Origin of the sequence: Burkholderia sp. S-53 (genome assembly GCF_025560745.1) — a bacterium.
Classification (GTDB): Bacteria; Pseudomonadota; Gammaproteobacteria; order Burkholderiales; family Burkholderiaceae; genus Burkholderia; species Burkholderia pyrrocinia.
In genome coordinates this window covers 2,755,631-2,779,574 of record NZ_CP090483.1, presented here as the reverse complement: position 1 = coordinate 2,779,574, position 23,944 = coordinate 2,755,631, and the positions used below count along the sequence as shown (strand labels likewise).

General features: G+C 63.0%; 32 protein-coding genes. 25 read left to right on the top strand and 7 right to left on the bottom strand.

What is annotated here, in order from left to right:
• Positions 1-2: 2 nt before the first annotated feature.
• A complete protein-coding gene (locus LXM88_RS17895) occupies positions 3-233 on the bottom strand; it encodes a hypothetical protein (RefSeq protein ID WP_262535432.1) in 231 nt (76 codons plus the stop codon).
• 92 nt (positions 234-325) lie between these two features.
• On the opposite strand from LXM88_RS17895, the gene LXM88_RS17890 reads away from it, so the two are divergent.
• A complete protein-coding gene (locus LXM88_RS17890; RefSeq protein ID WP_262535430.1) occupies positions 326-523 on the top strand; it encodes a hypothetical protein in 198 nt (65 codons plus the stop codon).
• Positions 524-531: 8 nt separating this feature from the next.
• On the opposite strand, the gene LXM88_RS17885 is transcribed toward LXM88_RS17890, so the two are convergent.
• From LXM88_RS17885 to LXM88_RS17860, 6 genes are all read right to left on the bottom strand, one after another.
• Positions 532-987: a hypothetical protein gene (locus tag LXM88_RS17885; protein ID WP_318654692.1), complete on the bottom strand. Its 456-nt coding sequence runs from the start codon at positions 985-987 to the stop codon at positions 532-534.
• Positions 987-2,429, bottom strand: coding sequence for a ParB/RepB/Spo0J family partition protein (locus LXM88_RS17880; protein WP_262535427.1), 1,443 nt, complete (start codon positions 2,427-2,429; stop codon positions 987-989). Before LXM88_RS17880 ends, LXM88_RS17885 begins: the two co-directional genes overlap by 1 nt.
• On the bottom strand, positions 2,429-2,791 hold the full coding sequence (locus tag LXM88_RS17875) for a beta-hexosaminidase (protein ID WP_262535424.1): 363 nt from the start codon (positions 2,789-2,791) through the stop codon (positions 2,429-2,431). Before LXM88_RS17875 ends, LXM88_RS17880 begins: the two co-directional genes overlap by 1 nt.
• A gap of 50 nt (positions 2,792-2,841) precedes the next feature.
• Positions 2,842-3,060, bottom strand: coding sequence for a hypothetical protein (locus LXM88_RS17870; protein WP_256085155.1), 219 nt, complete (start codon positions 3,058-3,060; stop codon positions 2,842-2,844).
• 124 nt (positions 3,061-3,184) lie between these two features.
• Positions 3,185-3,682 (bottom strand): hypothetical protein, encoded by a 498-nt coding sequence (locus LXM88_RS17865; RefSeq protein ID WP_262535422.1) that lies wholly within the window; start codon positions 3,680-3,682, stop codon positions 3,185-3,187.
• Complete coding sequence (locus LXM88_RS17860) at positions 3,636-4,139, bottom strand: helix-turn-helix domain-containing protein (RefSeq protein WP_262535420.1); 504 nt, start codon at positions 4,137-4,139, stop codon at positions 3,636-3,638. The genes LXM88_RS17865 and LXM88_RS17860 overlap by 47 nt, the downstream gene beginning before the upstream one ends.
• A gap of 138 nt (positions 4,140-4,277) precedes the next feature.
• On the opposite strand from LXM88_RS17860, the gene LXM88_RS17855 reads away from it, so the two are divergent.
• The 24 genes from LXM88_RS17855 to LXM88_RS17735 all read left to right on the top strand — a co-directional run bounded on the left by LXM88_RS17855 (position 4,278) and on the right by LXM88_RS17735 (position 23,940).
• Positions 4,278-4,502: a hypothetical protein gene (locus tag LXM88_RS17855; protein WP_262535419.1), complete on the top strand. Its 225-nt coding sequence runs from the start codon at positions 4,278-4,280 to the stop codon at positions 4,500-4,502.
• A gap of 64 nt (positions 4,503-4,566) precedes the next feature.
• Complete coding sequence (locus LXM88_RS17850; RefSeq protein WP_262542872.1) at positions 4,567-5,109, top strand: hypothetical protein; 543 nt, start codon at positions 4,567-4,569, stop codon at positions 5,107-5,109.
• Positions 5,096-5,479 carry a hypothetical protein gene (locus tag LXM88_RS17845; protein WP_262535417.1) on the top strand — a complete coding sequence of 128 codons (384 nt, stop codon included), beginning with the start codon at positions 5,096-5,098 and terminating at the stop codon, positions 5,477-5,479. Before LXM88_RS17850 ends, LXM88_RS17845 begins: the two co-directional genes overlap by 14 nt.
• Before the next feature lie 260 nt (positions 5,480-5,739).
• Positions 5,740-8,247 carry a VapE domain-containing protein gene (locus tag LXM88_RS17840; protein ID WP_262542871.1) on the top strand — a complete coding sequence of 836 codons (2,508 nt, stop codon included), beginning with the start codon at positions 5,740-5,742 and terminating at the stop codon, positions 8,245-8,247.
• Between the two features lie 222 nt (positions 8,248-8,469).
• Positions 8,470-9,243: a hypothetical protein gene (locus tag LXM88_RS17835; RefSeq protein ID WP_262535415.1), complete on the top strand. Its 774-nt coding sequence runs from the start codon at positions 8,470-8,472 to the stop codon at positions 9,241-9,243.
• Positions 9,244-9,775: 532 nt separating this feature from the next.
• The gene (locus LXM88_RS17825) at positions 9,776-10,306 is read left to right on the top strand and encodes a MarR family transcriptional regulator (protein WP_262535411.1); all 531 of its coding nucleotides are present in this window, start codon (positions 9,776-9,778) and stop codon (positions 10,304-10,306) included.
• Positions 10,251-12,293 carry a phage terminase large subunit family protein gene (locus tag LXM88_RS17820; protein ID WP_318654691.1) on the top strand — a complete coding sequence of 681 codons (2,043 nt, stop codon included), beginning with the start codon at positions 10,251-10,253 and terminating at the stop codon, positions 12,291-12,293. The genes LXM88_RS17825 and LXM88_RS17820 overlap by 56 nt, the downstream gene beginning before the upstream one ends.
• Positions 12,294-12,306: 13 nt before the next feature.
• Entirely contained in the window at positions 12,307-12,513 is a 207-nt protein-coding gene (locus tag LXM88_RS17815) for a phage head-tail joining protein (protein WP_034188735.1), read from the top strand.
• On the top strand, positions 12,510-14,000 hold the full coding sequence (locus LXM88_RS17810) for a phage portal protein (RefSeq protein WP_262535408.1): 1,491 nt from the start codon (positions 12,510-12,512) through the stop codon (positions 13,998-14,000). The genes LXM88_RS17815 and LXM88_RS17810 overlap by 4 nt, the downstream gene beginning before the upstream one ends.
• A complete protein-coding gene (locus LXM88_RS17805) occupies positions 13,997-15,079 on the top strand; it encodes a head maturation protease, ClpP-related (protein ID WP_262535406.1) in 1,083 nt (360 codons plus the stop codon). Before LXM88_RS17810 ends, LXM88_RS17805 begins: the two co-directional genes overlap by 4 nt.
• A gap of 30 nt (positions 15,080-15,109) precedes the next feature.
• Positions 15,110-15,454, top strand: coding sequence for a head decoration protein (locus LXM88_RS17800; protein WP_262535405.1), 345 nt, complete (start codon positions 15,110-15,112; stop codon positions 15,452-15,454).
• 76 nt (positions 15,455-15,530) lie between these two features.
• Positions 15,531-16,526 carry a major capsid protein gene (locus tag LXM88_RS17795; RefSeq protein WP_262535403.1) on the top strand — a complete coding sequence of 332 codons (996 nt, stop codon included), beginning with the start codon at positions 15,531-15,533 and terminating at the stop codon, positions 16,524-16,526.
• Position 16,527: 1 nt separating this feature from the next.
• On the top strand, positions 16,528-16,818 hold the full coding sequence (locus tag LXM88_RS17790) for a head-tail joining protein (RefSeq protein WP_262535402.1): 291 nt from the start codon (positions 16,528-16,530) through the stop codon (positions 16,816-16,818).
• Positions 16,819-16,823: 5 nt separating this feature from the next.
• The gene (locus LXM88_RS17785; RefSeq protein ID WP_249471646.1) at positions 16,824-17,351 is read left to right on the top strand and encodes a phage tail protein; all 528 of its coding nucleotides are present in this window, start codon (positions 16,824-16,826) and stop codon (positions 17,349-17,351) included.
• Positions 17,344-17,868, top strand: a complete 525-nt coding sequence (locus LXM88_RS17780; RefSeq protein ID WP_258281616.1) for a hypothetical protein — start codon at positions 17,344-17,346, stop codon at positions 17,866-17,868. Before LXM88_RS17785 ends, LXM88_RS17780 begins: the two co-directional genes overlap by 8 nt.
• Positions 17,865-18,545, top strand: coding sequence for a phage baseplate assembly protein V (locus LXM88_RS17775; protein WP_262535397.1), 681 nt, complete (start codon positions 17,865-17,867; stop codon positions 18,543-18,545). Before LXM88_RS17780 ends, LXM88_RS17775 begins: the two co-directional genes overlap by 4 nt.
• 63 nt (positions 18,546-18,608) lie before the next feature.
• On the top strand, positions 18,609-18,815 hold the full coding sequence (locus LXM88_RS17770) for a hypothetical protein (protein WP_262535395.1): 207 nt from the start codon (positions 18,609-18,611) through the stop codon (positions 18,813-18,815).
• Positions 18,812-19,156: a GPW/gp25 family protein gene (locus LXM88_RS17765; protein ID WP_262535393.1), complete on the top strand. Its 345-nt coding sequence runs from the start codon at positions 18,812-18,814 to the stop codon at positions 19,154-19,156. The genes LXM88_RS17770 and LXM88_RS17765 overlap by 4 nt, the downstream gene beginning before the upstream one ends.
• The gene (locus LXM88_RS17760; RefSeq protein ID WP_262535391.1) at positions 19,153-20,046 is read left to right on the top strand and encodes a baseplate assembly protein; all 894 of its coding nucleotides are present in this window, start codon (positions 19,153-19,155) and stop codon (positions 20,044-20,046) included. Before LXM88_RS17765 ends, LXM88_RS17760 begins: the two co-directional genes overlap by 4 nt.
• On the top strand, positions 20,036-20,605 hold the full coding sequence (locus LXM88_RS17755; RefSeq protein WP_262535389.1) for a phage tail protein I: 570 nt from the start codon (positions 20,036-20,038) through the stop codon (positions 20,603-20,605). Before LXM88_RS17760 ends, LXM88_RS17755 begins: the two co-directional genes overlap by 11 nt.
• Positions 20,602-21,726 carry a gp53-like domain-containing protein gene (locus LXM88_RS17750; RefSeq protein WP_243712148.1) on the top strand — a complete coding sequence of 375 codons (1,125 nt, stop codon included), beginning with the start codon at positions 20,602-20,604 and terminating at the stop codon, positions 21,724-21,726. Before LXM88_RS17755 ends, LXM88_RS17750 begins: the two co-directional genes overlap by 4 nt.
• 1 nt (position 21,727) lies before the next feature.
• Positions 21,728-22,180, top strand: coding sequence for a phage tail protein (locus LXM88_RS17745; RefSeq protein ID WP_262535385.1), 453 nt, complete (start codon positions 21,728-21,730; stop codon positions 22,178-22,180).
• 76 nt (positions 22,181-22,256) lie between these two features.
• Positions 22,257-23,426, top strand: coding sequence for a phage tail sheath family protein (locus LXM88_RS17740; protein ID WP_262535383.1), 1,170 nt, complete (start codon positions 22,257-22,259; stop codon positions 23,424-23,426).
• Positions 23,427-23,436: 10 nt separating this feature from the next.
• Complete coding sequence (locus LXM88_RS17735) at positions 23,437-23,940, top strand: phage major tail tube protein (RefSeq protein ID WP_258281625.1); 504 nt, start codon at positions 23,437-23,439, stop codon at positions 23,938-23,940.
• Positions 23,941-23,944 lie beyond the last annotated feature (4 nt).

Genomic DNA, 23,944 nt, shown 5'->3' with positions numbered 1-23,944 from the left:
GACTATGCGGCCTGTTGGCGAGCTTTGGCGGACATTTCGTCCAAGTAGTCCGCCACGGCATCGTACGCCGCGAAACGCGCGCCTCCTTCTTTGTAAGTCGGAATAGGAAACGTCTCTGCACTGACTTGGTTGCGGATTGTTCCCTCCGACATGAGCAGCAGCTGCGCGAGGTGCGCCAGCGTCATGCGAGGGCCGTACTTCTCCAGAATGTATGCGCGGGTCAGCAGGCTCATTCACATTCCCCTGCTCGGGCGGCCGTGCCGTCGATTTTGGGATGCCAAGCGTCGAGCCATACGCGTACGTCCTTCTTGCAATCGAAGGCTGAATGCTCGATGTCGACGTGACGTCGGCTGAACAGGCAGTTCCACTTCCCGTCATCTGCGCGCCAGATCGATACCGCACCATGATCGCCTGCGTCGGTACAGGCCCGATGCTGCCGAAGCAGGCGCATTGCGTGAGCGGGAGACTGGAAGAATGGTACGTTGTCGATGCGGCCGGTAGCGACGCCCGGAAGATTGATTAGGGAACCCATCATTGGTCTCCATGCTTCGAGTTGAAAGGGATTGCTCGAGCGAGCTGCATCAAGCCGGTTTCCAGCGTGATGCCGGCGGTTGCTGCCCAGGTGCGCGCGTCCTGCGCGGTTTTGTGGCGGGCGAACGATCCGATCTCGTCGGCCATCAGATCCAGCAGCTCGACGTCGGCCGCATGCGAGATCTCGGTGATCAGCGTGCGGATCTCGATGCGAAGGGCGTCGAGTCGCGCGAACCTGCCTTGGCGGGCATCCGCCAAGGCTTCATTCGTCTGGATTGGTTTGCGCCGCGCGAGCGGCGCTTCGTCTTTCTGGATCGCTTTTGCGGGCGTCAGCCCGCCGCATTCCGACTGCATCGAGGTGCCGTTGACGCTTGCCAGTTTGATAGCCGCGCGGCTCTTTGCGTTTTCCCGCTTTCGCGGCAGCGGACGTGGGGTAGAAAGGGCCGGGCGCGGCATCACGAGGCCTCCTGCGCGGCGGCATGCTTGGCTGCCAGCTCGGGCGTCCATTCGGGATCGGGCATTGCGTACAACTTGTCGAGCCACGCATTGACGATCGGTGCTTCCTTTGCCTTCGCATAACTGGGCGATTGCATGACCCGCGTCATGTCTGACACTGCGCCACGGATTGCTTGCCCGCGTGTCGGATACGTACTCGTGAAACTGCGCAGTGACGGCAGGCCGGTCATGCCGCCGGAACCGATCTCCAGCGTGAACGAGTGGATCCACGCGCCCTGTTCTACGTGAGCGAGGTGAATCGCAGCAGGACTTTTCCGGGTGCGCTTGCTGGCGGGGGACTTGATCGTCTCGCAGGCGTCGAAAACGCCGTGCTTGTTCGGAACGTGGATCGGATGATCGGTGCGTGTCGGTCCAACCCAGTCGAGTAGGTCGGCCATACCATTCAGACCCGCGTGCACGGCGTGCATCGTGCCCGGTGAGAGCTGGTCGAAGGCGGGGTCGTGCAGGACCGATTGCAGGGCCTGCAAAAGTTGCTTTGCACGGGCCTCGTTGACCTTCGCCGGGGCGCTTTGGCGCGGAGCTGTCTGTAACGGCGCGTGCGTTGCTACGGCGACGTCCGCGGTCGTCGACACGGCGAGCGGTGCAGCGTTGGTGGTGGCGGCTGCGGGTGCTGCCTGCTCGTGCGATTGTGCCGGGTCCGGGAGCGCATCGAGCAGGGGCACCGCTTCGAGATACTTCTTCGTCACCTTCGATTTACCGGCTTCCGCAGCTTTGGAGATGCCGACGACGATACGTTCGAGCGCCTTTTCGCCGCCGTGCAGGCGGATCTGTTCGATCGCCAGTGTGCCGGTACATTGTCCGTCCCGTACGAGTTGATGAAGTTCTGCCGGTGCCCGTTCGAGCAGGCCGACGTCGCGGATCGTTTGGTCGGTGACATTCAGGCGCTTGCAGATGGCTGCAAGCGTCATGCCATGAATGTCGCGCAGCTCTGCAACGGCGGCGGCCAGATCAAGCGGCGACGACTGTTTGCCGTTGTTGCTGAGATAGCCGTCGATCACCATTTCGGCGCGGTTGACGTTTTTGGCGTCGCGGACGACGACCGGGATCTTGCCCAGATTCTTCCCGGTCGCGATCACGTGTCCGGCTGCGAGATAGCGGTGCTGCCCCTTGTAGACGTAGAGAAGATCCTTGCCGTCAACCTTCCGGGCGTAGCAATGGAGGGGGGAACCCTTGTCGTATCCGTTCTCCCGCATCAACGCAGCGAGGTGTGCCACCCATTCGGTATCAACCGCACGGATGTTGTCAGCAGGGTCGTAGTGAAGCTGTTCGTAGGGGACCATCCACAGGTCCGCTGACGTTGCGCCGGCCGCTGCGGCTGCGGCCTTGATGTTTCCGGTCGGGATCGGCGCGGTCAGGTCGAGCTGTCGCGTGCGGTCGTCCATTACGCAACCTCCGGTGCTGCGGCGGTGCGCGCCTTGCCGGCCTTTTTTGCTTTGTCGATCGCGTTCGATGCCGTCATGCCCGCCGAACGCTTTTCGTCTCGCAAGCGCTTGATCGCGCTGGCGCAGTCGCCTTCGCTCGGGATCGAGATCTGCTTGTGGGCGATCTCCGTGCCGTCGAGGATCAAATACTCCGTATGCACGCTGTCCGCCAACGGACGGCGTCCGACAACGTACTTGCCGATCAGGATCGGTGTCGACGGACGGCGTTGGTTTCGATCGTATCGCGTGATGGTGCGAAGTGAGAGGGTGTCGCGACGCTCGACGTCGACGAGGGGAAGGGTTCGGACTTTGATTCGCGGCATGGCGGTCTCCATGACGCCGGGGGCGCACGCCCCGGCAGGGTCGGGGCGGATTAGACGGTGACGTGGTAAGCGGTCGTCGGTACGACGACCGGATCGTCTTGGAACACGTTCACGGCAACGAACAAGAGGGCAGCGACGATCGTCCAGCGGAAGATCGGCGATTTTTCAAAGTTGCTTTGGCGAGCGGGTTCGGACGGCGTGATGCGGGGCGTTTGTTCGTCGCGGAGCCAGTCGTGGCGGGCTTCCGCGTGCTGATCGGTTGTTTTCATGGTGGATCTCCGGGTCTGCGCGACATTGCGCAACCCGGAGATTAGTCTTTAATGGCTTATATGGTCAAGCCTAATATGACTTATTGTGACGGGTTGTTAGTCCGGGTGACGTTTCCAGCTCGTCTTATTTGTCTCGGATTGGTGCGTGTGTCCGATTGCGTCGCATAACGGCGACGCCGGCCAACAGTTGGCCGGCAACGGAAAGCGCAACGTCCATCCATGGCACGACGTTGATGTACGTTGCCGCAAGAATAGCGGCCGAGACGAGCGGGATAATTTGTGCGAACCCCGCCTGATTGCGTCGGCGACGTCGACTGGTGCGCTCGTCGATCCGGTCATGGATACGAGTCAGGCCGGACTGGATCGCCGGGGCGAACTCCGGTTCAATTCCTGCGGCTGACAAAGTGATGTCGCCGTTTTCCGACATGAAAACCGCGGCGTATGCGATGACAGGGGAGCTGCGCGAATTGAGTTCGCCCAGTAGGGCGTTGCGCGTGACGGCCTCCCGATCACGGCGGGGTTCTGGAGGCGTGCTGGATGTCGACTTGAACTTGAGTACGCGAAAGGCGGACAGGTTAGCGATGCCCGCGCTTTCCCTCGGTGGCGTGACTTTGGTCTTCATTGATGCTCAACGTTTTGTCTGATAATGGTCGTTGAGCTGCCCGTCGAACCGATGCGGTTTGTGCTTTCGACGCCGGCATTGTTTCAGAAATATTCAGTGTCTCCTGGCCCGCTGTGCGGGCCGTGCCGCTCGCGCTCAGGACGAACTCAATGTACGACTCGATCTTTTTCCGGTCCTCGCCGGACAGTTGCGCGACGGCCGTCGTGTCGTACTGAAGTTCACTCCCGCTCGCTGATTCATCGGAAATCAAGCTGACGAGAGACACGCCGAGTGCGTCGGCAACGGCCTCGACGTGGCCGAGCTGCGGATCGGCTTCATTGTTCCGCATGCGACCGACCGTTCGCTGCGCCAGTCCTGCGCGCGCAGCGAGTCTCCCCTGCGTGTTGAGCGTCGGGTGAGCATCCATCAATTGCCTCAGCTTGAGCGCGAGGATTTCGCGGGCGGGTGTCTTGTTCATCCCCTGATGTTGCCAAATATGGCTAGACATTCGTTACTTTTCCCCGGCTGTCAGCGGATTGAAAAATAGCCAAATAAGACTTAAAATCGATCCCGCACCTATTGGGGGAATGATATGAGTCAGCGTGTTAGTTCTTGGTTGGAGTTCGTCATCGAGCAACTGCATAAGAACAAGGGCAAATGGCGGCGCATCGCGCGTGACGCGGGTGTGCCGTACGACACGCTGACCAAGATCGCTCTTTCCAGAGTTACCGACCCGCGCGTATCGAACGTGCAGGCACTTCACGACTACTTCGTCGGGGCCGAAGCATCGCTCCAGAGCGTCCGGCGCGAGGAGCCGATCCCCGTCACAACATCCGCTTGATCAATCTTAGTCAATGCGTCTCCGCCGCGACAGCATGAAAGCGGCACATTCCCAAAGCTCCGATATGACCTGCCGATACGACAGTACCGAATGGCTGGACGTGCTCTATACGTCCGTTCGCAACACGCCGGGCGGCGTCGCCGACGCGGCGAACCATCTCACGATCCGGCGCGGTAAGAACATCACGCCAGAATCGCTTCGCCTCCGCCTGCGTGGTGTTGGCGACAGTCGTTTGTCGATGGAGATGTTCGAGCTGCTGATCGAATGGATGCAGGAAAAGGCCGAAGGCGAGGTGTATGCGCTCGACGCACTGCACGCGCTCAATGCGCGATTCGGACTGGTTGCCGAACACGTCGACGACCACGCCGCTGAAGATGCCGGCGAACCCGGCACGCTGCGTCTCGTCTCGACCGCACTGCACCTGCAGGCGCATGTGGGTCTCGTTGCTGACGACGTGACGCGCGCACTGGCGGATCAGCCGATTGACGATCAACACGCCGAGAAGATCATCGCGACGGGCCGAAAGGGCCAACGCCTGTTTCAGCGTCTGATTCACGCCGCTCGCAACCTTGCCGCACGTCGCCGTCGTCGTCATGGAACGGTTTAAGCACGGCATGGGGTGCTGCCGTCCCGACCGTGAACGGGTCGGCCTTTGCTGCTCGCCTGAACAGCAAGTGACGTGCGGTGTCACGACGCTCGCATCCCGATTCGAGTGTGCTCCCGCCGACGCGGGGCGCTTGCTATCCGAACTGATCGCCACGTTCCCCGATCGCCTCGCTCCGATTCTTGCGGAAGCGAACGCAGCGGGGCGCGTGCGTTTGTTCATCGAGCGAGCTGCTCGCCCATGCGCCGCGCTCGCAACCAAGGCGGAACGTCACGCGTTCCGCGACCAGCTTACCGATCGTCTCTGCGCGCTGGACCTTGCCGCATTCGACGATTCCATGTCGGCCGAGTGGCGTCGACTGCGCGGCAAATAAACGGAGATCCCTGTGAACGTGAACGGAATCAGTAGCGCGTTGCGACGCGGCACATCGCACTACAGCCGCTCGCCGAGTGGGCGGCAGTCGTATGCGGCGGGGCGTGGAGCGTGGCGCAGCTTCTCTCACAAGGTCGCACGCGACCGCCGCCTCGTCGAGCTGGATGCGGCCCGGCGTGCGAGCTAACGGGGCGCTACTTAACGATTTGTGATCTGGCCGCGACATGCGGCCAAAGTGACTTTGACAGAGGAAATTTTCAAATGGCGACACTGGACCAGATCATTCAGCAATTGCGTGCGGCGGGGCATCCTGACCTGCCCGCCGGCCATCCCGTCGCGGACGGCAAACATCATCGGTACGGGCCGCGCAAGAAATACTGGTATCAGCTTCGAGAGGTTGTCAGCAAGGGCGCAGTAATCGGCTACGGCGGCACGTTCGGCCATTTCTCGGGCGACGATCCGGGCACCGAGCGCTTCGAATGGAGCGGTGCACCGTTGAGCGAGGAAATGCTCGCCGAGACGCGTCGCCGGCAGGAAGCCGCCGACCGTGAGCAGGCGGAGCGTGACGCGCGTCAGGCGAAGCTCGCCGCGAACCGCGCGCGAGATCAGTGGAACCGCGCGGCAGAGCATGGCGAGTCCGCATATCTTGAACGCAAGCGCATCACGGCCGAAGGCGTACGTTTCGACGTGGACGGCACGATCTTCGTGCCGATGTATCAGTACGGCGACGACGTTCGTCTCGTCGGCCTGCAGAAGATCACGCCGGACGGCGCGAAGCGCTTCAACAAGGGCATGGAAAAGAAGGGCGCGTCGTATCTGCTTGGCGAGGTTGGTGCAGACGACCAGATCGTGCTGGTGGCCGAAGGCTATGCAACCGCGCGGGCGATCCGCATGGCGATCGACGACGCGTTCGCAGTCGATATCTGCTTTGACGCGGGCGGCATCCTGCCGGCCGTGCGCTACCTGCGCACAACGTATCCGGATGTGCACGTGCTGGTCTGCGCCGATGACGACTGGAAGATCGAGCAGCGCATGCGCGACTGGCTCGCCGACGAATTCGCTTTCCGGGGCGAACTGGTGTTTGGTGCCGATCCGGTGCGGATCGAGGCGAAGAACACGTGGTACATGGTTGCGGTGTCACGTCGACGTGACGACAACGGCGTGCCGTACGTCGAGGTGAGCTACGGTAACGATGTGATGCCGCAGCGCCGTAAGCGCTTCGAGAACACGGGCCTGAAGCGCGCGTACGAGGCGGCAGCAACGGTCGACGACGTCAGCGTCGTTTATCCGGCATTCGCCAATCGCGGCGAGCGCAAGCTGACGGACTTTAACGACCTGCTTGTCGAGGAGGGAGATGAAGCCGTCGAGCGACAGATCCAGTCGGCAATTTTGCGCGTCATCGCGCCAGCCAACGAAGAGATCCGGCCGGCGACGGTCAACGTGTCGACCGCGGACGTCACGCAGTCGAAACCTACCGCGACGGCCGCTGCCGCGAAACAGCCGGAATGGGACGGCTACGAGGCAGAGAACGGAGCGCACACGTGGGAGCAGGATCTCGCGCGGTCGGACAAGGGCCGACTGCTGCCGACACTCGGGAACGTGCACCTGATCCTGTCGAACCACAAGGCGTGGCAGGGCGTGATCGAACAGGATGACTTCGGTGGTCGCGTGATGAAGCGCAAAGCGCCGCCGTTCCCGCAGGGTGTGACGGGCGAATGGACCGACATGGACGACCAGCGCACCGTTCTCTGGTTGTCCCAACGGTACGGCCTTGATACACGCACTGATGTCGTGATGAACGCGGTCCTGTTGGTGGCGGATGCGACCCACTTCCATGACGTGCGCGAATACCTTGAAGGGCTGAAATGGGACGGCGTGTCGCGCGTGCGATCCATGCCGTCGACGTACCTGCGTGTGGCCGACAGCGAGTATGTGCGGCTCGCGTTCATGAAGTGGATGATCGCGGCCGTTGCGCGCGTGATGGAGCCGGGCTGCAAGGTCGACAACGTCCTGATCCTCGAAGGCAAGCAGGGGCATCGAAAGTCGACGGCGCTGAAGGTACTGGCCGGCGCTCCGTGGTTCACCGATACGCCGATCCAGATCGGCAACAAAGACACGTACGCGGTGCTTGCCGGGAAATGGGTGATCGAGCTGGCTGAACTGGACTCGTTGAACAAGGCCGACTCGTCGGCGGTGAAGAGCTTCTTCGCGACGGCCGTTGATCGGTTCCGCAATTTCTACGGTAAGCGTGCGACCGACGTCCCGCGTCAGTGTGTGTTCGCTGGCTCGGTCAACTTCGACACGTACCTGAAGGACGAATCGGGCAACCGGCGTTACTGGCCGCTGCGTGTCGGCGGTCTGGTCGACATCGACGGCATTGTGGCCGTTCGCGAACAGCTCTGGGCGGAAGCCGTGCACCTGTATCGCTCGGGCGTCGTGTGGCACGTAGAAGAGCATGAACGCCCGCTGTTCGAGATCGAGCAGGCGGAGCGCTACGAAGGCGACGTGTACGAGGACAAGATCGCCAAGGCCCTGGAATTCGTGTCGCGCACGACGATGGAAGAGATCCTCGCGGACATCCTGAAGCTGGATACGTCGAAGTGGACGCTGGCGGAACAGCGCCGCATCGGCAAGGCGCTGAAGTCGCTTGGTTGGGTGCGCAAGCGCGAGTCGACTGGTTCGCGTGGTTGGTACTACGTGAGCGAGCAGCAAGAGCCGGAGGTCGAACGTGAACTGGTCGCGGCGGGTGATGACGACAGTCCGCTGTGATCGCGTGGCGCGCTGTGCCTGCACGGTAAGCGCGCCACTTGCCCCGTCTTGGCGCGCTGCGGACGTCCCATGTCCCAATGTCCCAAGGCGCGGTCTCGGGCGCGGGTGCAGGGGCGCGACATGCGCGACGTGAGCGGCGCATGTCGCGCATGTCGCAGGCGCGCACCCCTGCAAGCTTTATCCCTTGGGACATTAGGACATTAGGACGAATAGGAGAGAGTCGTGATCGATTTGAAGGAGCGGGTGGGCGTTGCTATGAGCGTTCGTGGTCAGTTCACCGACCCGATTGCCGATCCTAAAGTTACTTTGGGCGCGCTCGCCTTTGCGAACGATCTCGGTAGCTCGCTGGCCCGAATCAAGGCAGGGCCGCTGCCGACGCCTGCGATGGTTCGACGTGCAACGTTGCTGTTGGCGCAGATGATCCGGACGTCGGGCCGATTCAAGCGTGCGCGGTTCACGGGCCTCTCGCGCGACGAGCGTCGCGATCAACGTGCGGGGCATGCTGTCGAGCGATCGAAGGTCGACATCGTCGAGCGGTTCGCGCTGCGATTGCTGGACGAGTGGGTGAACGACAAGTGTGTCGAGTGCGAGGGGCGCGGCGTTGTGCGTCGTGCGCGTCCCGTCACGACGTCAACGCATGCGTGTGATGTATGCGGGGGCAGCGGGAAGGTGTGTGTATCGGAGGAGCGTATCCCGTTCTTCGAAGGGCGTAACGGGCCGCTGGTCTTTCGGGAATACGAACCATGCGACGACTGCGGCGGGATGGGGCGGATCGCCGCCTCGCCGGTTTCGGACGCGAAGGGCCGGCACATTTGCCCCGACTGTTCCGGGTCCGGCAAGCGGCAGGTTGACGACGCGGGACGTGCGCACGCGCTCGGCGTTTCGCTCGATGAGTATCGGCGGAACTGGTCGTGGCGCTTTCACGACATGCTCGCGCTGTTGGATACAGTAGATGGATCGGTGTACGACACATTGCGTCGGCAATTGCGACGATGAAACGTATTCCATTTCAAGAGCGGATCGCTTACACTCTGCACATCCTTTACCGCGTCACTGGATACGTGAGCGACCGCACACTCGTGTCGCAACAATCGCCCGACAGGCGTACTGAATCGCGGGAGCGCCGCGACCAACAACGATAACTGTCAGTCGGGATCTGTTGGGAGGGCGTTCGCCCTTACGAAATGAATATCGAAGCCCTGAGTGCGAAAGCTCTCAGGGCTTTTTGCATTGGGGCGCTGAAATGCGAATCGAATCGGCGAGCGCCGGGCCGAGCGAGGTCTGGTCGACGTGGGATGAAGATCGAAGCATGGGGCGCGTTACCGCGCGGTGCTTCGTGTTTGACGACGCGATGGACCGTGTCGTGTGGGCGATGGACCGAGCGGGCGACGGCGCGACTGCCGATGTCGCGGTCGGTGCGGGTCTGCCTACTTTTTGAGCAGGCGGGGACCCTCTGGGCATCGCCATACGCGGGGGCTCGCACCCGCGTTTTTTCTCTACTGGCGAGTCTCCATAGGGGGTCATATTCATGCCGACTCAGCAGCAGATCGCTGACCATCTCGACCTTGATCAGTCGGCCGTTTCACGGTTCGTCGACAAGGTCCGGCTCGATTACCGCGCGGTGTCGATCGACGAGATCCGCATCGCCTACATTCGGCACCTGCGCGAAGTCGCGGCCGGCCGCTCCAGCGAGACCGGGATCGATCTCGTCGCCGAGCGGGCGATGACGGAGCGCGTCGATCGCGAGATCAAGCTGCTGACGCTGGCCGAGAAGAAGGGGCAACTCGTCAACGCGGCGCAGCTCGAACAGGCGTACGGCCTGATGGTCGGCGCATTTCAAACGGAGCTGCTGTCGCTCTCCGACAAGCTGGTGCAGGAGCTGCACACGCTATACGGCGTCGGGGTGGACGTCGAATGGTTGAACGAGCATATATATGGATGCCTTGAGCAGCTTTCTGAATACGACCCAGACAGTCAACGCGGTGATTCGCCGGATCGCGAAGATGCTGCGTCCGCCGGAGCGGATTGGGACGACGGAGTGGGCGCGCAAACATCGTAGGTTGAGCGCGAAGGGATCGGCCAGCCCCGGCCGGTATAACCCGAACATCACGCCGTGGGTGTTCGGCATGCACGAAGCGCTGGACGATCCGACCGTGCAGAAGGTCGTGTGCATGAAGTCGGCGCAGGTTGCGTGGACGGATGGCGTGCTGCTGAACTACATCGGCAAGCGGATCGACGTTGACCCGTGCCCGATGATCGTCATGTTCCCGAAAGAGAAGACGGCGAAGAAGTTCAACCTGGAGAAGTTCGAGCCGATGGTCGAGGTGACGCCTCGCCTGTCGGCGAAGTTGCCGGTTCACGCGGCCCGCGACAAGAACAACTTGTGGGACCACAAGACGTTCGCGCGCGGCTTCCTGAAGTTCATCACGTCGAACGCGCCGGACGATGTGAAGTCGACGCCGGCTCCGGTCGTCGCGGTCGAGGAGCCGGACGACGCGAACACGAACGTGCGCGAGCAGGGCGACTCGATCACGCTGCTGGAGGAGCGCAACAAGAGTTATTCAGATCGGCGACGCAAGATGATCTTGGGCGGCACGCCGACCGTCGACGGCCTATCGCGCATCCAGCAGGGCTATGCGGCATCGGATCAGCGCGTGTATCTGGTGCCGTGTCCTGATTGCGATGAGGAGCATGAGCTGGCGTGGGAAAACGTCACCTGGAGCGATGGCGCCGAAGTTGTGCACGAGGTCTACGGCCGCGCACAACCGGAGACGGCCCGTTACACCTGCCCGCATTGCGGCTCGTTGTGGGATGACGCGACGCGCATTCGCGCCGTCCGTCGCGGTCGATGGGTCGCGACGGCACCGTTTCACGGAGTTGCGGGCTTCCGCATCAACGAGCTGGTGTCGCCGTTCCCCGGCTCGAACATGGCCGAGCTGGTGAAGAAGTGGCTGACGGCCGACAAGGCGCTGCGCGAGGGCGACGATACGAAGATGCGTTCGTTCGTGAACAACTCGCAGGGGCGAGCGTACAAATACAAGACCGACCTGCCCGAGCTGGACGTGCTCGCGCAACGAGCGCTGCCGTACGCGGAGCTGACGATACCGACCGGCGGTCTGCTGTTGACGCTGGGCGTCGACGTGCAGCACGACCGCCTCGCGATCGTACTGCGTGCATGGGGGCGCGGCGAGGAAAGCTGGCTCGTCGTGTGGGGCGAGATCTACGGCAATGTGACGGAGCAGCAGCAAGACCCGCTGACGGGCGGTGTATGGGGCGCGTTGACGATGCTGCTGTCGCATGCGTACCGGCACGAGAATGGCTGGCTGCTGCGTGTACGTGCAATGTCGATCGACTCCTCGGACGGAGCGACGTCGGACGCGGTATACAAGTATGTGCGCGCGGCGCAGCAGGCCGGTTACAACGTGATGGCCGTCAAGGGCAGTAGCAACGTCGACGCGGAGATCTTCAGCGTGCCGAAGGCGTCGATCGACTCGACGCGCAACAACAGCAAGGCAGCGAAGTACGGGCTGCGACCGTATATGGTCGGCGTGAGCCGTGCGAAGGATCTGATCCTCGAAAACCGGCTGAAGCTCGAAGGCGACGGGCCGGGCCGCATGCACTGGTATAGCGGCGTGCGCAGCGATTACCTGTCGCAGCTCACGGCCGAGGTAAAGGTGCCGGGGCCACGTGGCGGTAAGCGCGTGTGGAAGAAGATCAGCCCGAGAAACGAGGCGCTGGACTGCGAAGGGTACGCGTTGCACGCGGCCCGCAGCGTGAAGGTGCACCTGATGACCGAGGCGCACTGGCAGGTCGAGCAGCATCGCGCGTCGCAGGTCTCGCTGTTCGATGCGGTTCCGGTGCTGGAGGCGCTGCCTACGGTTATGCCTGTCGAGGCGCTACCCGATCCGCCGGCCGAAGAGGTCGTTACAGAGGCTCCGCGGCCGTCGCCGCAGGTAGCAAAACCCGCCGAAACCCCGCCACCGAGCGGGGTTTCGCGCATTCAGGGCCGCCGTGTTGGTCGTTCGACGTACCTGAAGCGCCGCTAAACGAGGGAATCGCATGGCATACACAAAGCAGGATCTGGAGCGTATCCAGTCGGCAATCGCGAAGGGCGAGCTGGAAGTCCAGTATGCCGACCGGCGAGTGAAATATCGCTCGATTGGCGAGCTGCGCGAAGCACGCACCGAGATCATTCGCGACCTGAATGGCGCTGCCGGACGTTCGTCGATCGTCCGAATTCGTCACGCGGGCAAGGGGGTGCGATGAAGCGCGGTTATCCGTCACTCGCGCAGCGCGGGTTCGTGGTGCCGACGCGGCTTAAGGCGGCGGCCTACGAGTCGGCGAGCACTGCGGGCGCACGGGCGAAGTCGTGGCGGGTGTCGGGCGCTGGACCGAATGCGGCGGCGGTGCAAAACCTACCGCTGCTGCGGTCTCGCGCACGCGACGCGATTCGGAATGAGGGGTGGGCGAAAGCAGTCATCGAGCGACTTGTATCGAACACGATCGGCACCGGGATTCAAGCGCATCCGCAACATTCGAACGACGCGGTACGCAAGATGCAAAAGCAACTTTGGGAGGACAGCGGGGAGGAGATCGACGCGGACGAGCTGTACGACATCGCCGGGGTGCAGACCCTCGCCGGGCGTGCGTTTTTCAGCGACGGCGAGGTGCTGGTGCGCCGCCGGCTGCGTAGTCCGCGCGATGGTTTGGCGGTCCCCATGCAGATTCAACTTCTCGAAGGCGACCTGCTGCCGGTGGAGAAGAACGAGATCGTTCCGGGCGGGGAGATCATCAACGGCGTCGAATTCGACACGGACGGTCGACGCGTTGCGTATCACCTGCTGCAGCGCCATCCCGGCGAGTATGGGCGTGCGTCGATGACCAACATGCAGACCGTGCGCGTACCGGCCGACGAAATCGTGCATGTATTTCACGCGCTTCGCCCCGGCCAGGTGCGCGGCGTGCCCGTGCTGTCGACCGTGCTGCTGCGGCTCAATTCGTTGGACAACTTCGACGACGCTGTGCTGTTCCGGCAAGAGGTTAGCAACCTCTTCGCAGGGTTCATCACGAAGCCGCCCGCCGAGCCGGGAATGATGGGAGATCCGATCGCGGGCGGCGCAATGGAATACGACGTCGACGGCTTCTCTCCGGTCGTGTCGCTCGAACCGGGGAGCATGCAGGAGCTGGCACCGGGTGAAAGCGTCACGTTCGCGGAGCCGCCGGGCGCAGGGACCGACTACGGGCCGTTCATGCGTCAGCAACTGATGGCCGCTGCTGCTTCGGTCGGCATGCCGTACGAAGTCATGACGGGCGATCTGCGCGATGTGAGCGATCGCGTGCTGCGCGTGATCCTGAACGAGTTCAGGCGATCGATCGAGCAGATCCAGTGGAACGTGTTCATTCACCAGTTTTGCCGGAAGGTCTGGCGCTGGTGGGTCGATGCGTGCGCGTTGTCGGGCGCGATGCCGATGCCGGACTACTACCGTAACCGGCGCGACTATCTGCGCGTGCGGTGGGTGCCGCAGGGCTGGCCGTACATCCACCCGGTGCAGGACGTCACGGCGAAGCGGATGGAGATCCGATCCGGGCTGGCGAGCCGGTCGGGGGCAGTGCTATCGCGTGGTGACGATCCCGAGCAGGTCGACCGGGAGAACGCGGACGATCTCGCGCGCGAGCGCCGGCTCGGGATTCGATACGACACGCTCGATCCGGTCGACGGGGCGGGCGATCTTTCAAATGGGGATGGCGAATGAAAGGGAAGAAGCGCTGGTGGGACATCCGCGCGCAAGCGAACGCGGACGGTGGGAATGTGGTCGAGATCCGGATCTATGGCGAGATCGGATTCTGGGGCACCGACGCGGAGCTGTTCGCGTCGAAGCTCGATGAGGCAGCAACAACGGCGACATCGATCGTCGTCGCGATCAACTCGATGGGTGGTGACGTGTTCGACGCGTTCACGATCTACAACGCGTTGCGTCGGCATGCGGGCAAGGTGACAGGTCGTGTCGACGGCGTTGCCGCGTCCGCCGCATCGCTGCTTCTGATGGCATGCGACACGATCGAGATGCCGTCGAACGCGATGCTGATGATTCACAACCCGCACACGGTCGCGGCCGGCGAGGCGGGCGATCTGCGCAAGCTCGCTGATCTGCTCGACAGCACGTCCGACAACATGCTGTCGGCTTATGTCGAGCGCAGCGGTCGGACCGAGGAGGAGGTCCGCGCGATCATGGATGCCGAGACCTGGCTGACGGCAGCGCAGGCGAAGGAGCAAGGGTTTTGCGACGCGATAGTCGATCCGATTCGCATTGCAGCGTACGCGGGCGCAGCGCGGCTCGCTGCGCGTTTCTCGGCGGTCCCGGCCGAGATCCGGGCGGTGCTGGAAGACGACGGCGAGGTGCCGCAGTCTGATCCGCAACCCAATCCGCCGGCCGATCCTACTCCGCAGCCGCAGCCGCCGGAATCGCCGGACGTCACGGCGCTGGCGTCGCATGTGTACGCGTCGTGTCGTGACGCACGGATCGAACACTGCGCAGAGGGCATCGTGCTGGCGACTGGTCTGCGCGATCGCGCGACTGTCGATGCGGCGATCCGCAGCGCGCAGGACATCGCGGGTATCTGTCTCGCGGCGAGCCTGACCGAGCTGACGGCCGGCTTCGTCGCGAACGGCCTGACGCCGGATCAGGTTCGCGCGCGGCTGTTCGAGCGCGTGACGGCGTCGCAGAAGCCGATCAATCATCGTGCTGCCCCGGTTGCGTCGCAAGACGCGCCCGTGGTCGCAAATGCGCCGCGTGCGGCGTCGATCTACGCGGCTCGCAAGGGCGGCAAGTAACTTTGACGTAACCCGAGGAGGGGCAAACTCATGTCGAACTGGAAGGTACAGGCCAATCTGACGGCCGAATTTCTCGTGTCGGAGGGCAACGGGCAGATCTCGCGCGAGCACATCATCGTCAAGGCCGGCCCGGCGCTGCCGGCCGGGCAGGTGCTCGGCGTGACGAGTACCGGCGAGTATGCGCCGTACGACAACGCGGCGAACGACGGTTCCGAAGTCGCTGCGGCAATTCTCTACGCCCAGCTGGCCGCGTCGGAATCTCCCCGGCCGGCTACGGGAATCGTCCGTCTCGCCGAGGTCGCTGCCGGGCTGCTGGCCGGGCTGGATGCCGCCGGTCGCGGGGATCTCGCCGAGCGGCACGTGATCGTCCGCTGATCGCAGTACAACTGATTCCGAAGGCCACGCAATCGCGCGTGGCCTTTTTTGTATCCATTTCCCTGTTGGAGGCTGTATGGCGGATATCGCCCTGTTTCAAGACGATGCGTTCTCGCTGTCGTCCCTGAGTGCTGCGATCAACGAGCAGCCGTATATTCCCGGCCGGATCGGCACGCTCGGGCTGTTCGAAGAGGACGGCATCACGACGACGACGATCCAGATCGAGCGCGACGGCGACACGCTGTCGCTCGTTGCAGCAGGTGAACGCGGTTCGCCGGCCGCCGTCGTCGGTGGCAGCAAGCGCAAGATGATCCCGTTCAATACGGTGCACCTGCCGCAGCGTGCGGTGATCAAGGCGGACGAGATCCAGAATCTGCGCGCGTTCGGTTCGGAGACCGAGCTGGAGGCACTGCAGACTGTCGTGAATCGCCGGCTCGCAAAGATGCGTCGCCAGCTCGATGCGACGCACGAATTCCATCGCATCGGCGCGATCAAGGGCGCGGTGCTGGACGCGGACGGCAAGACGGTGCTGATCGACTTGCTGCAGTACTTCGGAATCGAGCAGACGGTGATCCCGTTCGAGTTGAGCAAGGCCGACACGGAGATCCGGGTGAAGTGTGTCGACGTCCAGGACGCCATCGAAGATGCGCTCGGTGCGACGACGTACACGGGTGTGCGCGTGCTCTGCGGTCGGGCGTTCTGGAACAAGCTGATCGTCGCGAAGACCGTGAAGGAAACGTATCTCGCGACCGCGATGGCGGCGTCCCTGCGCGGCGATGCGCGTGATGCGTTCGACTTCGGCGGCTGCACCTTCGAGCGCTATCGTGGGCGCGTCGGCGACATCGGCTATGTGGCCGACGACGAGGCGCATGCGATTCCCGAGGGCGTGCCGGACCTGTTCATCACGCGCTTCGCGCCGGCCGACTACGTCGAGGCGGTCAACACAACCGGCCTGCCGTACTACGCGAAGCAGGAGCTGATGGACTTCGGCAAGGGCGTCGAGATCGAGGCGCAGTCGAATCCCATCCACCTGTGTACACGCCCGAAGGCGCTGATCAAGCTGAAGGCGTGACGTGGCGTTCCGGGATCTGATCTCCGACGTCGACACTGCGGTGCTGCGCGACCTGGGCGACGCGGATATCACGATCGACGGCAAACCCGTCGACGGGATGTTCGCGTCACCGTGGCTCGGGCCGGATCTCGGTGGTCAGCGTACACAGCTGGTTGCGCCGGTGTTTCACCTGCGCGATCGCGATGCGGTCGCGGTTCGGCAGGGCAGCATCCTGATTACGAACGGCGAGCGGTACCGCGTACTCGAGGCGCATCCGGATGGCACCGGCTGGACGGTCCTCATTCTCCAGTAGGTCATATGGACGATCTGAAGATCGAAATCGACATCAAGGAGGTGACGACCGTTCTGCAAGGGTTGTCACCGTCCGCGATGCAGGCCGCGTGGCGGCGGACGTTGCGCAAGACTGCGGGCTGGATCAAGAGCCAGACCGCGAAAGAGGTCGGGGCGGCGACGAAGATCCCTCAGAAGGCGATCCGGCGTCGCCTCTACTTCTTCCTGCGCTCGGCTGACACCGGCAAGGTATGGCTCGGCTTGAATCCGATTGAGGCGCATCGCCTTGGGAATGCGACGAGAACACGCAAGGGGATGCGGGTCGGCCGCCAGTCGTTCGAAGGCGCGTGGCGGCAAACGACGCGAAAGCCCAATGGACCGATCTACGAGCGTGTCGGCAAGGAGCGGATGCCGTATCGGATGGTCACGGTTGCGTGGCAGCAATCGGGCGATCCGGCGTTTCGACGTGCCGCGAAAGCCTGCGAGGCTCGGCTGATGGTGATTCTCCGTCAGGAAGTGAACTACGAACTGCAGAAGGTGATGCGCCGTGCTTGAGAATCTGAAAGCGCTACATGAGGCAATCGAGCGTGGCATGCGCGCGAAGCTGCCCACGATGAAGCGAATCGAGGCATATCCGCGGCTCGGCCAGAAGATCGACACGCCGTTGATCGCGATCGAGCTGAACGAGTTCGAACCCGGTCACGACGACGGGACCGGCGACGTGGCGCTGATTGCACGCATGCAGGCCCGTGTCGTGTTCGATCCGATCGAGGACGGTGCGGAGCTGGCCGTGCGCGAGGTCGCGGCCCGCGTCGCGATGGTCGTGCACGGGAACACGTGGGAATTGCCCATCACGCCGGGAAAGGTCGTGCAGGTTGCGGAGGATCCGTTCCGGCCGCAACTCGATACCTACTGTGTTTGGCTCGTCGAATGGACGCATGAATTCGGCCTCGGCATCGAGCTGGACGATATCCCGGACGGGCGGGCGATCTTATGGGGCGTAGATCCCGACACTGGCCCCGATAGCCAAGGTCAGTACTGGGATCCCGGTGCGGAAGGCAGCGAATCATGAGCGACTACGAGCTGGGCGAGATCGATCGCCGCATGGCCTGCATGGTGCAGCACGGCACTGTCGAGCATGTCTCGTATCAGCCGCCACAGTGCCGCGTTCGAATCGGGGATTGGGTTAGCGACTGGATGCCGTGGAAGACGGCAGCAGCGGGCGTGGTTCGCTTTTGGCGTCCGCCGTCCGTTGGCGAGCAGGCGTCGATGTTCGCGCCGTCCGGTGATTTGGCTGGTGCGTACGCGGCTCCGGGATATTACTCCGATCAGCATGGCGGCTCGGCGCGGTCCAATCCGAACGAGACCGCGTGGGATTACCCGGACGGGGCGTCGGAGGTCTATGACCACGAGAGGCATGAATACCGCGTCGATGTCCCGGCAGGTGGGCGCATCGTGTTTCGCATCGGCGCAACGGAGCTGGAGCTACGTGCGGACGGCGTGACGTTGCGCACGGAGAAATTGCTCGGCGACGTTCCTGATTCGACGTTCACGGGCAGCACGACGACGGAGAAGCTGTTGACGTTCAACGGCGGGATGCAGGGCAAGGGCGGCGGTGACGGTGGCCCTGCCGTCAAGGTGGAGGGCGGGGCGCGTTACACGGACGACGTCGAAATTGGCGGCAAGTCGTTCCTCAAACATTCGCACATGGAAGAGGGTGACGGTGCGCCCGTGTCGCCCCCGCTGTAACACGCACATTCGCAAAGTTGCTTTGCCCCGCTTCGGCGGGGCTTTGTTTTTGAGGGAGTCATCATGGCAAAAGACACTCCGCAGGCGGTTACTCAGGCTGTTCCGTCTGTCGCGCGGTTCCTCGATACGCGGTTCCGCAGCCGCGTGATCGTGTTTCCGAGCGGCGATGTCGTGCACGTCCTCTCCGGCGAAGCGATCGCAAGAACGGCCGAGCAGATCGAATACCTCGACGCGCATCCGGACTTCAAGCGGCTGGAGGAGCGCGGATGAGCCGGCCGGGTGTGCTCGTCGGCATGGACCGATGGACAGGTGCGCCGATCAGTGGCGTCGCGCACCTGAAGCAAAGTCTCGGCGACATCCTCAGCACGCGCAAGGGCGCTCGCCGCGAACTACCTGAATACGGTTCGGACATTCCGTTGATGGTCGACCTTCCGGTCACGCGCGGATGGATCTCGGCGGCACAGGCCGAGGCCGCACGTGCGATCGGCCGATGGGAGCCGCGCATCAAGCTTGCTCAGGTCAAGGTGCTGTCGGTCATCGACGGCAGGCCAATGTTCGCGATTCGCGGCGAATACGACGGTACGGCCGTCGAAATCGAGGTACCAACATGACGATTATCGATCTCGCTTCGCTGGACCCGCCTGATCTTGTCGAGGTACTCGACTTCGAGGCGGCGTTCCAGATGAAGCTGGAGTACTTCAAATCGATCTATCCCGACTGGACCGCGGCGCTGAAGTCGGATCCGGTCGTCAAGCTGATTGAGTTGGCAGCGTATGACGAGATCCGCGCAGCAGCGCGCCTCAACGACGCTGCCCGCGCGGGCATGCTCGCTTTCTCGACGGGCGCTGACCTGGAGCATCTAGCCGTGCTGCTGGATACGGAGCGCGCAGTCGTTGAGCCTGGCGATCCCGAGGCGAATCCGCCAGTCGAGCGGCGCATGGAATCCGACGACCGGCTGAAGTTGCGCACTCAGATGTCGATGGAGCGAGCGACGGTCGCCGGGCCATTCGCGGCATACCGCGCGTTCGCAATGGATGCGTCGGCCGATGTCCTCGATGTCGCTGTCGACCGGCCGGTGGCGGGCACGGTGCGGCTCACGATCATGTCTGCACGTGGCGACGGTGTACCGGATCGGGCGTTGCTCGATCTAGTCCGCGCGAAGGTTTCGCCCGAAACGACTCGCCCGCTCAACGACACGGTTCTGGTCGAGCCGGCGATCAAGATCGAGTATGCGATCGATGGGCTGATCTACGTCGGCAGCGGGCCGGATCCGAACATTGTGCTCGACGCACGACGCAAGGTGCTTGATGGCGTGGTGGCTAAATCGCGCCGGCTTCGTGCCGGCATGCCGCGATCTGCGATTGAGGGGGCGCTGCACGCGCCGGACAGTGGCGTCACGCGCATCGAATTGCGCTCGCCGGTTGCCGACGTCGTGTGTGGCTCGCGCGAATTCGCGCACTGTACGAGCATCAATCTGGAGGTCAAGGCCGATGACGCGTGAGCCACTGCTGCCGTCCAATCAGACGCCGCTGGAGGCGGCGCTCGCGCGCGTGCTGCGCCCGAGCGTCGATCCCGAGATCTTGCGCACGTTGTGGGACGCGGATCGTTGTCCGACCGCATGGTTGCCGTGGCTCGCATGGGCGCTCGCCGTCGATGGCTGGGAACTGGCCGAATCCGAAGACGCGAGGCGAGCGCTGGTGAAGGGCTCGATGGCGCTGCACCGGAAGAAGGGGACGCCGTGGGCGGTGCGGGAGGTGATTCGACGGCTCGGTTTCGGCGAAGTAACGATCATCGAGGGGCGCAGCGGTCGACGGCGCGACGGCTCGTTTGTCCGTAATGGCGAGCAACTGCACGGGAAGGCAAGTGCATGGGCCGAGTACATCGTGAAGCTGGGAGTGCCGATTACACGCGATCAAGGCGACAAGCTGTGGCGGGCAATTGAGCGTTACGCGCCTGCGCGCAGCCAGCTTGCTGCGCTCGACTATGCGGCCGTTCCGATCCGACACAACGGCGTTGCGCGGCGGGACGGGCAATACACGAGAGGGAGTATTACAACATGACGAACCTGATTGAGATCGAGCGATGGGAGGATGGGGTCTATCAGCTCGAAACGTCGGACCCGGTGGTGGGCGGCCCCGACGGTATCGACAACCTGCAAGCGAAGCAGCTCGCGAACCGCACGCGCTTCCTGAAAAAGGTGGTTGAAGCGGGGCAAAGTGACTTTGATGCGCACGTTGCAGCGGCCGATCCGCACCCGCAGTATGCGACACATGCTGATCTCGCTGAGAAGTTGGCTGCGCTCGTGGCGCAGTCCCCCGAGACGCTCGATACGCTCAGTGAACTCGCGAAGGCGCTCGGTAATGATCCGAATTTCGCGACGACGATCACGAATCAGCTCGGGCTAAAAGCGGCGCTTGACTCGCCGGTTTTCACCGGTACGCCGAAGGGGCCGACCCCGCCGCAGTTCGACGGTACCGAAGCGCTTGCGACAGCCGCATTCGTGCAGCGTGCGCTTGGGAATAACGCGGGTCTGCTGCTTGTCAATGCAGCTCAAGCGCTCACTGCTTCTGCGGCCGGGAAGCTGATCTTGCTCGGAGGAACGACGGGATTCCCCCTCACACTTCCTCCGATCTCGAGCGTGCCATCAGGAACCGTCATTGAAGTTCAGAACATTCAGCCGTCCGGTTGCTCGATTGTCCCATCCGGAACAGACCTCCTTCAATCGGGCAACGGTACGTTCGGCTCATACACGGGTATTGGGTCGGGTTGGTCTGGTCGTTTCGTCGCGAACAAAGTTGGTGTTGCGCCCTATGTTTGGCAGGTGATTGGGGGATCACTACTACTCCGCGATCCGGGCGGTCCGTTTGCCGCCTCGCTGGGGGGCAGCGGCTACCAAAAGCTGCCGAGCGGGATGATTTTTCAGTGGGTCACGGGTGGGAGCGATGGGAACGGAATCATGAACGTGACGCTTCCGATCGCGTTTCCAAACGCAGTGCTCGGAGGAATCGCGAACGAGGGTTTTCCGGGTGGATGGGGTGTTAACACCACGACCATCTGGGCCTTCGATATTGCGGGATCGACACTATCGACCGCATTTGCTCGGGTACGCAGCATCGACGGAACAAACGGGCCGGGCGTCTCCAGTGGCATTGCTGGCCGAATCTTTTGCTGGGGAAAGTGACATGGGAAAAAAACTCGCCGCGTACAACGCGGAAGGCCACATCACGGCCATTTACGACACGGTCGATAGTCCCGCTCCCGATGGAGTCGCTGTGATCGAGATTACAGCCGACCAATGGCACGATCTCATGCGTGCACAGGGGATCGGAAAGCGCCTCGCGGTCAAGGACGGAGCGCCCATCGCTGTCGACCCACCGCCGCCAACGCGAGCGGAACTTGCCAGTGCAAAACGTGCGCAGCGCGACTTCGCGCTGAAAGGGACGGACTGGCTCGTTTCCCGGCATCAGGACGAACAGTTACTTGGTGATGGCACGACGCTGACGGCGGATCAGTTTGCGATGCTGCTGCGGTATCGGCAGTCATTGCGGGAAGCCAGTGATCTGCCGGGGTGGCCGATTGCGGATCTGCCGTTGCCACCACCGTTTGCAAGTGCGCAGCCGGCTGCAACGGTGTAGTGCGGCTGTTGATTCACCCCTATGTCAGGCCGCTCGGTGAGCGGCCTTTCTATTTGTAGCGTTCTCGGAGATCTGAATGCCTGCTACTTCTTTCTACCACGGCGTAACGACCGTACTGGTCGATACCGGCCCGCGCACGATCGCAGTGCCGTCGACGTCGGTCGTCGGCATTGCCGATACCTACACGCCGGGCCCGGACCTCGTTGCGCCGCACGTGCCCGTGCGCATTACCAGCGAATACGACGCCGCCGCTGCGTTCGGCGAGACGAGCGCGATCACGCGCGCAATTCAGGGCATCTACAAGCAGAGCAAGACGGTCATGGTGGCGGTCGGCGTGCCGGCCGATCAGACCGACGCCGAGCTGACGTCCGCGATCATCGGTGGCGTGTCAGCAGGCGGTGCACGCACTGGCATGCAGGCACTGCTCGACGGCAAATCGCTGTTCGACCTGAAGCCGCGGCTGCTGATCGCGCCCGGACACACGGCCAAGCAACCGGTCGCGACGGCGGCCGACGAGCTGGCCGCGAAGCTGCGCGCAATCGCAATCCTCGACGGGCCGAACAAGACCGATGAGGACGCGATCGCGTACGCGAAGAACTTCGGCAGCAAGCGGCTGTATCTCGTCGATCCAGGCGTGCGGTATTGGGACACGGCGAAGAACGCGGACGTCGACGCGCCGGCATCTGCGTACGCTGCGGGTCTGTTCTGTCAGACCGACGCGGCCATCGGCTTCTGGGCGTCGCCGTCGAACAAGGAGATCGTCGGGATCAGCGGCACGAAGCGGCCGATCGAATTCCTCGACGGCGACGAGACCTGCCGCGCGAACTTGCTGAACAACTCATTCATCACGACGATCATCCGCGACGGCGGCTATCGCCTGTGGGGGAACCGGACGCTGTCGGCTGATCAGAAGTGGTCGTTCGTGACGCGCGTACGCACGCTCGACATCGTGATGGATGCGGTGCAGGCAGGCCACAAGTGGGCAGTCGATCGAGGCATTACTGCGACATACGTAAAGGACGTCACCGAAGGGCTGCAGGCTTTCATGCGCGATCTGCGTGCGCAGGGGGCGATTATCAACTTCGAGGTGTACCCGGATCCGAAGCTCAATTCGGCGTCGCAGCTCGAACAGGGCAAGGTGTACTGGAACATCCGCTTCACGGACGTTCCGCCGGCAGAAAACCCGATCTTCCGCTTTGAAGTCACGAACGAGTGGCTGACGGAAGTTCTCGACACGCAATCGTAAGAGGTGACGCATGGTCCCGGAAACTCTCAACAACATGGCGCTGTACGTCGACGGGCGCGGCTTTGCCGGCCGCTCGCCCGAACTCAGTCCGCCGAAGCTGAAGATCAAGACGGAGGATTATCGCGCGGGCGGCATGGACGCGCCGGTCAAGGTCGACCAAGGCATGGAGGGGCTGCAGGCGGCGTTCTCCATGGGCAGCGTCGAGCGTGACGTGCTGAAGTTCTTCGGGCTGGCCGACAACAACGCGTTCAACGCGACGTTTCGCGGTGCGTTCCGCGACACGCGCGGCAAGGTGAAGTCGGTCGCGCTCATCATGCGCGGCATGCTGTCCGAATACGACCCGGGCAGTTGGAAGCCGGGTTCGACGTCGGAGCTGAAGTACACGGTCGAGCTGACGTACTACAAGGCCGAGATCGACGGTGCGGTGATCTGCGAGATCGACGTGCTCAACATGATCCGCATCATCGACGGCGTCGACCAACTCGCCGACGTGCGTAAGGCGCTTGGCATGTAGGAGC

Bases quoted from the DNA above. Each gene is read 5' to 3' on its own strand.
- LXM88_RS17895 (WP_262535432.1), bottom strand. From the start codon at position 233: ATGAGCCTGCTGACCCGCGCATACATTCTGGAGAAGTACGGCCCTCGC.
- LXM88_RS17890 (WP_262535430.1), top strand. From the start codon at position 326: ATGCTCGATGTCGACGTGACGTCGGCTGAACAGGCAGTTCCACTTCCC.
- LXM88_RS17885 (WP_318654692.1), bottom strand. From the start codon at position 987: ATGCCGCGCCCGGCCCTTTCTACCCCACGTCCGCTGCCGCGAAAGCGG.
- LXM88_RS17880 (WP_262535427.1), bottom strand. From the start codon at position 2,429: ATGGACGACCGCACGCGACAGCTCGACCTGACCGCGCCGATCCCGACC.
- LXM88_RS17875 (WP_262535424.1), bottom strand. From the start codon at position 2,791: ATGCCGCGAATCAAAGTCCGAACCCTTCCCCTCGTCGACGTCGAGCGT.
- LXM88_RS17870 (WP_256085155.1), bottom strand. From the start codon at position 3,060: ATGAAAACAACCGATCAGCACGCGGAAGCCCGCCACGACTGGCTCCGC.
- LXM88_RS17865 (WP_262535422.1), bottom strand. From the start codon at position 3,682: ATGAAGACCAAAGTCACGCCACCGAGGGAAAGCGCGGGCATCGCTAAC.
- LXM88_RS17860 (WP_262535420.1), bottom strand. From the start codon at position 4,139: ATGAACAAGACACCCGCCCGCGAAATCCTCGCGCTCAAGCTGAGGCAA.
- LXM88_RS17850 (WP_262542872.1), top strand. From the start codon at position 4,567: ATGACCTGCCGATACGACAGTACCGAATGGCTGGACGTGCTCTATACG.
- LXM88_RS17845 (WP_262535417.1), top strand. From the start codon at position 5,096: ATGGAACGGTTTAAGCACGGCATGGGGTGCTGCCGTCCCGACCGTGAA.
- LXM88_RS17840 (WP_262542871.1), top strand. From the start codon at position 5,740: ATGGCGACACTGGACCAGATCATTCAGCAATTGCGTGCGGCGGGGCAT.
- LXM88_RS17825 (WP_262535411.1), top strand. From the start codon at position 9,776: ATGCCGACTCAGCAGCAGATCGCTGACCATCTCGACCTTGATCAGTCG.
- LXM88_RS17820 (WP_318654691.1), top strand. From the start codon at position 10,251: ATGCTGCGTCCGCCGGAGCGGATTGGGACGACGGAGTGGGCGCGCAAA.
- LXM88_RS17815 (WP_034188735.1), top strand. From the start codon at position 12,307: ATGGCATACACAAAGCAGGATCTGGAGCGTATCCAGTCGGCAATCGCG.
- LXM88_RS17810 (WP_262535408.1), top strand. From the start codon at position 12,510: ATGAAGCGCGGTTATCCGTCACTCGCGCAGCGCGGGTTCGTGGTGCCG.
- LXM88_RS17805 (WP_262535406.1), top strand. From the start codon at position 13,997: ATGAAAGGGAAGAAGCGCTGGTGGGACATCCGCGCGCAAGCGAACGCG.
- LXM88_RS17800 (WP_262535405.1), top strand. From the start codon at position 15,110: ATGTCGAACTGGAAGGTACAGGCCAATCTGACGGCCGAATTTCTCGTG.
- LXM88_RS17795 (WP_262535403.1), top strand. From the start codon at position 15,531: ATGGCGGATATCGCCCTGTTTCAAGACGATGCGTTCTCGCTGTCGTCC.
- LXM88_RS17785 (WP_249471646.1), top strand. From the start codon at position 16,824: ATGGACGATCTGAAGATCGAAATCGACATCAAGGAGGTGACGACCGTT.
- LXM88_RS17775 (WP_262535397.1), top strand. From the start codon at position 17,865: ATGAGCGACTACGAGCTGGGCGAGATCGATCGCCGCATGGCCTGCATG.
- LXM88_RS17770 (WP_262535395.1), top strand. From the start codon at position 18,609: ATGGCAAAAGACACTCCGCAGGCGGTTACTCAGGCTGTTCCGTCTGTC.
- LXM88_RS17765 (WP_262535393.1), top strand. From the start codon at position 18,812: ATGAGCCGGCCGGGTGTGCTCGTCGGCATGGACCGATGGACAGGTGCG.
- LXM88_RS17760 (WP_262535391.1), top strand. From the start codon at position 19,153: ATGACGATTATCGATCTCGCTTCGCTGGACCCGCCTGATCTTGTCGAG.
- LXM88_RS17755 (WP_262535389.1), top strand. From the start codon at position 20,036: ATGACGCGTGAGCCACTGCTGCCGTCCAATCAGACGCCGCTGGAGGCG.
- LXM88_RS17750 (WP_243712148.1), top strand. From the start codon at position 20,602: ATGACGAACCTGATTGAGATCGAGCGATGGGAGGATGGGGTCTATCAG.
- LXM88_RS17745 (WP_262535385.1), top strand. From the start codon at position 21,728: ATGGGAAAAAAACTCGCCGCGTACAACGCGGAAGGCCACATCACGGCC.
- LXM88_RS17740 (WP_262535383.1), top strand. From the start codon at position 22,257: ATGCCTGCTACTTCTTTCTACCACGGCGTAACGACCGTACTGGTCGAT.
- LXM88_RS17735 (WP_258281625.1), top strand. From the start codon at position 23,437: ATGGTCCCGGAAACTCTCAACAACATGGCGCTGTACGTCGACGGGCGC.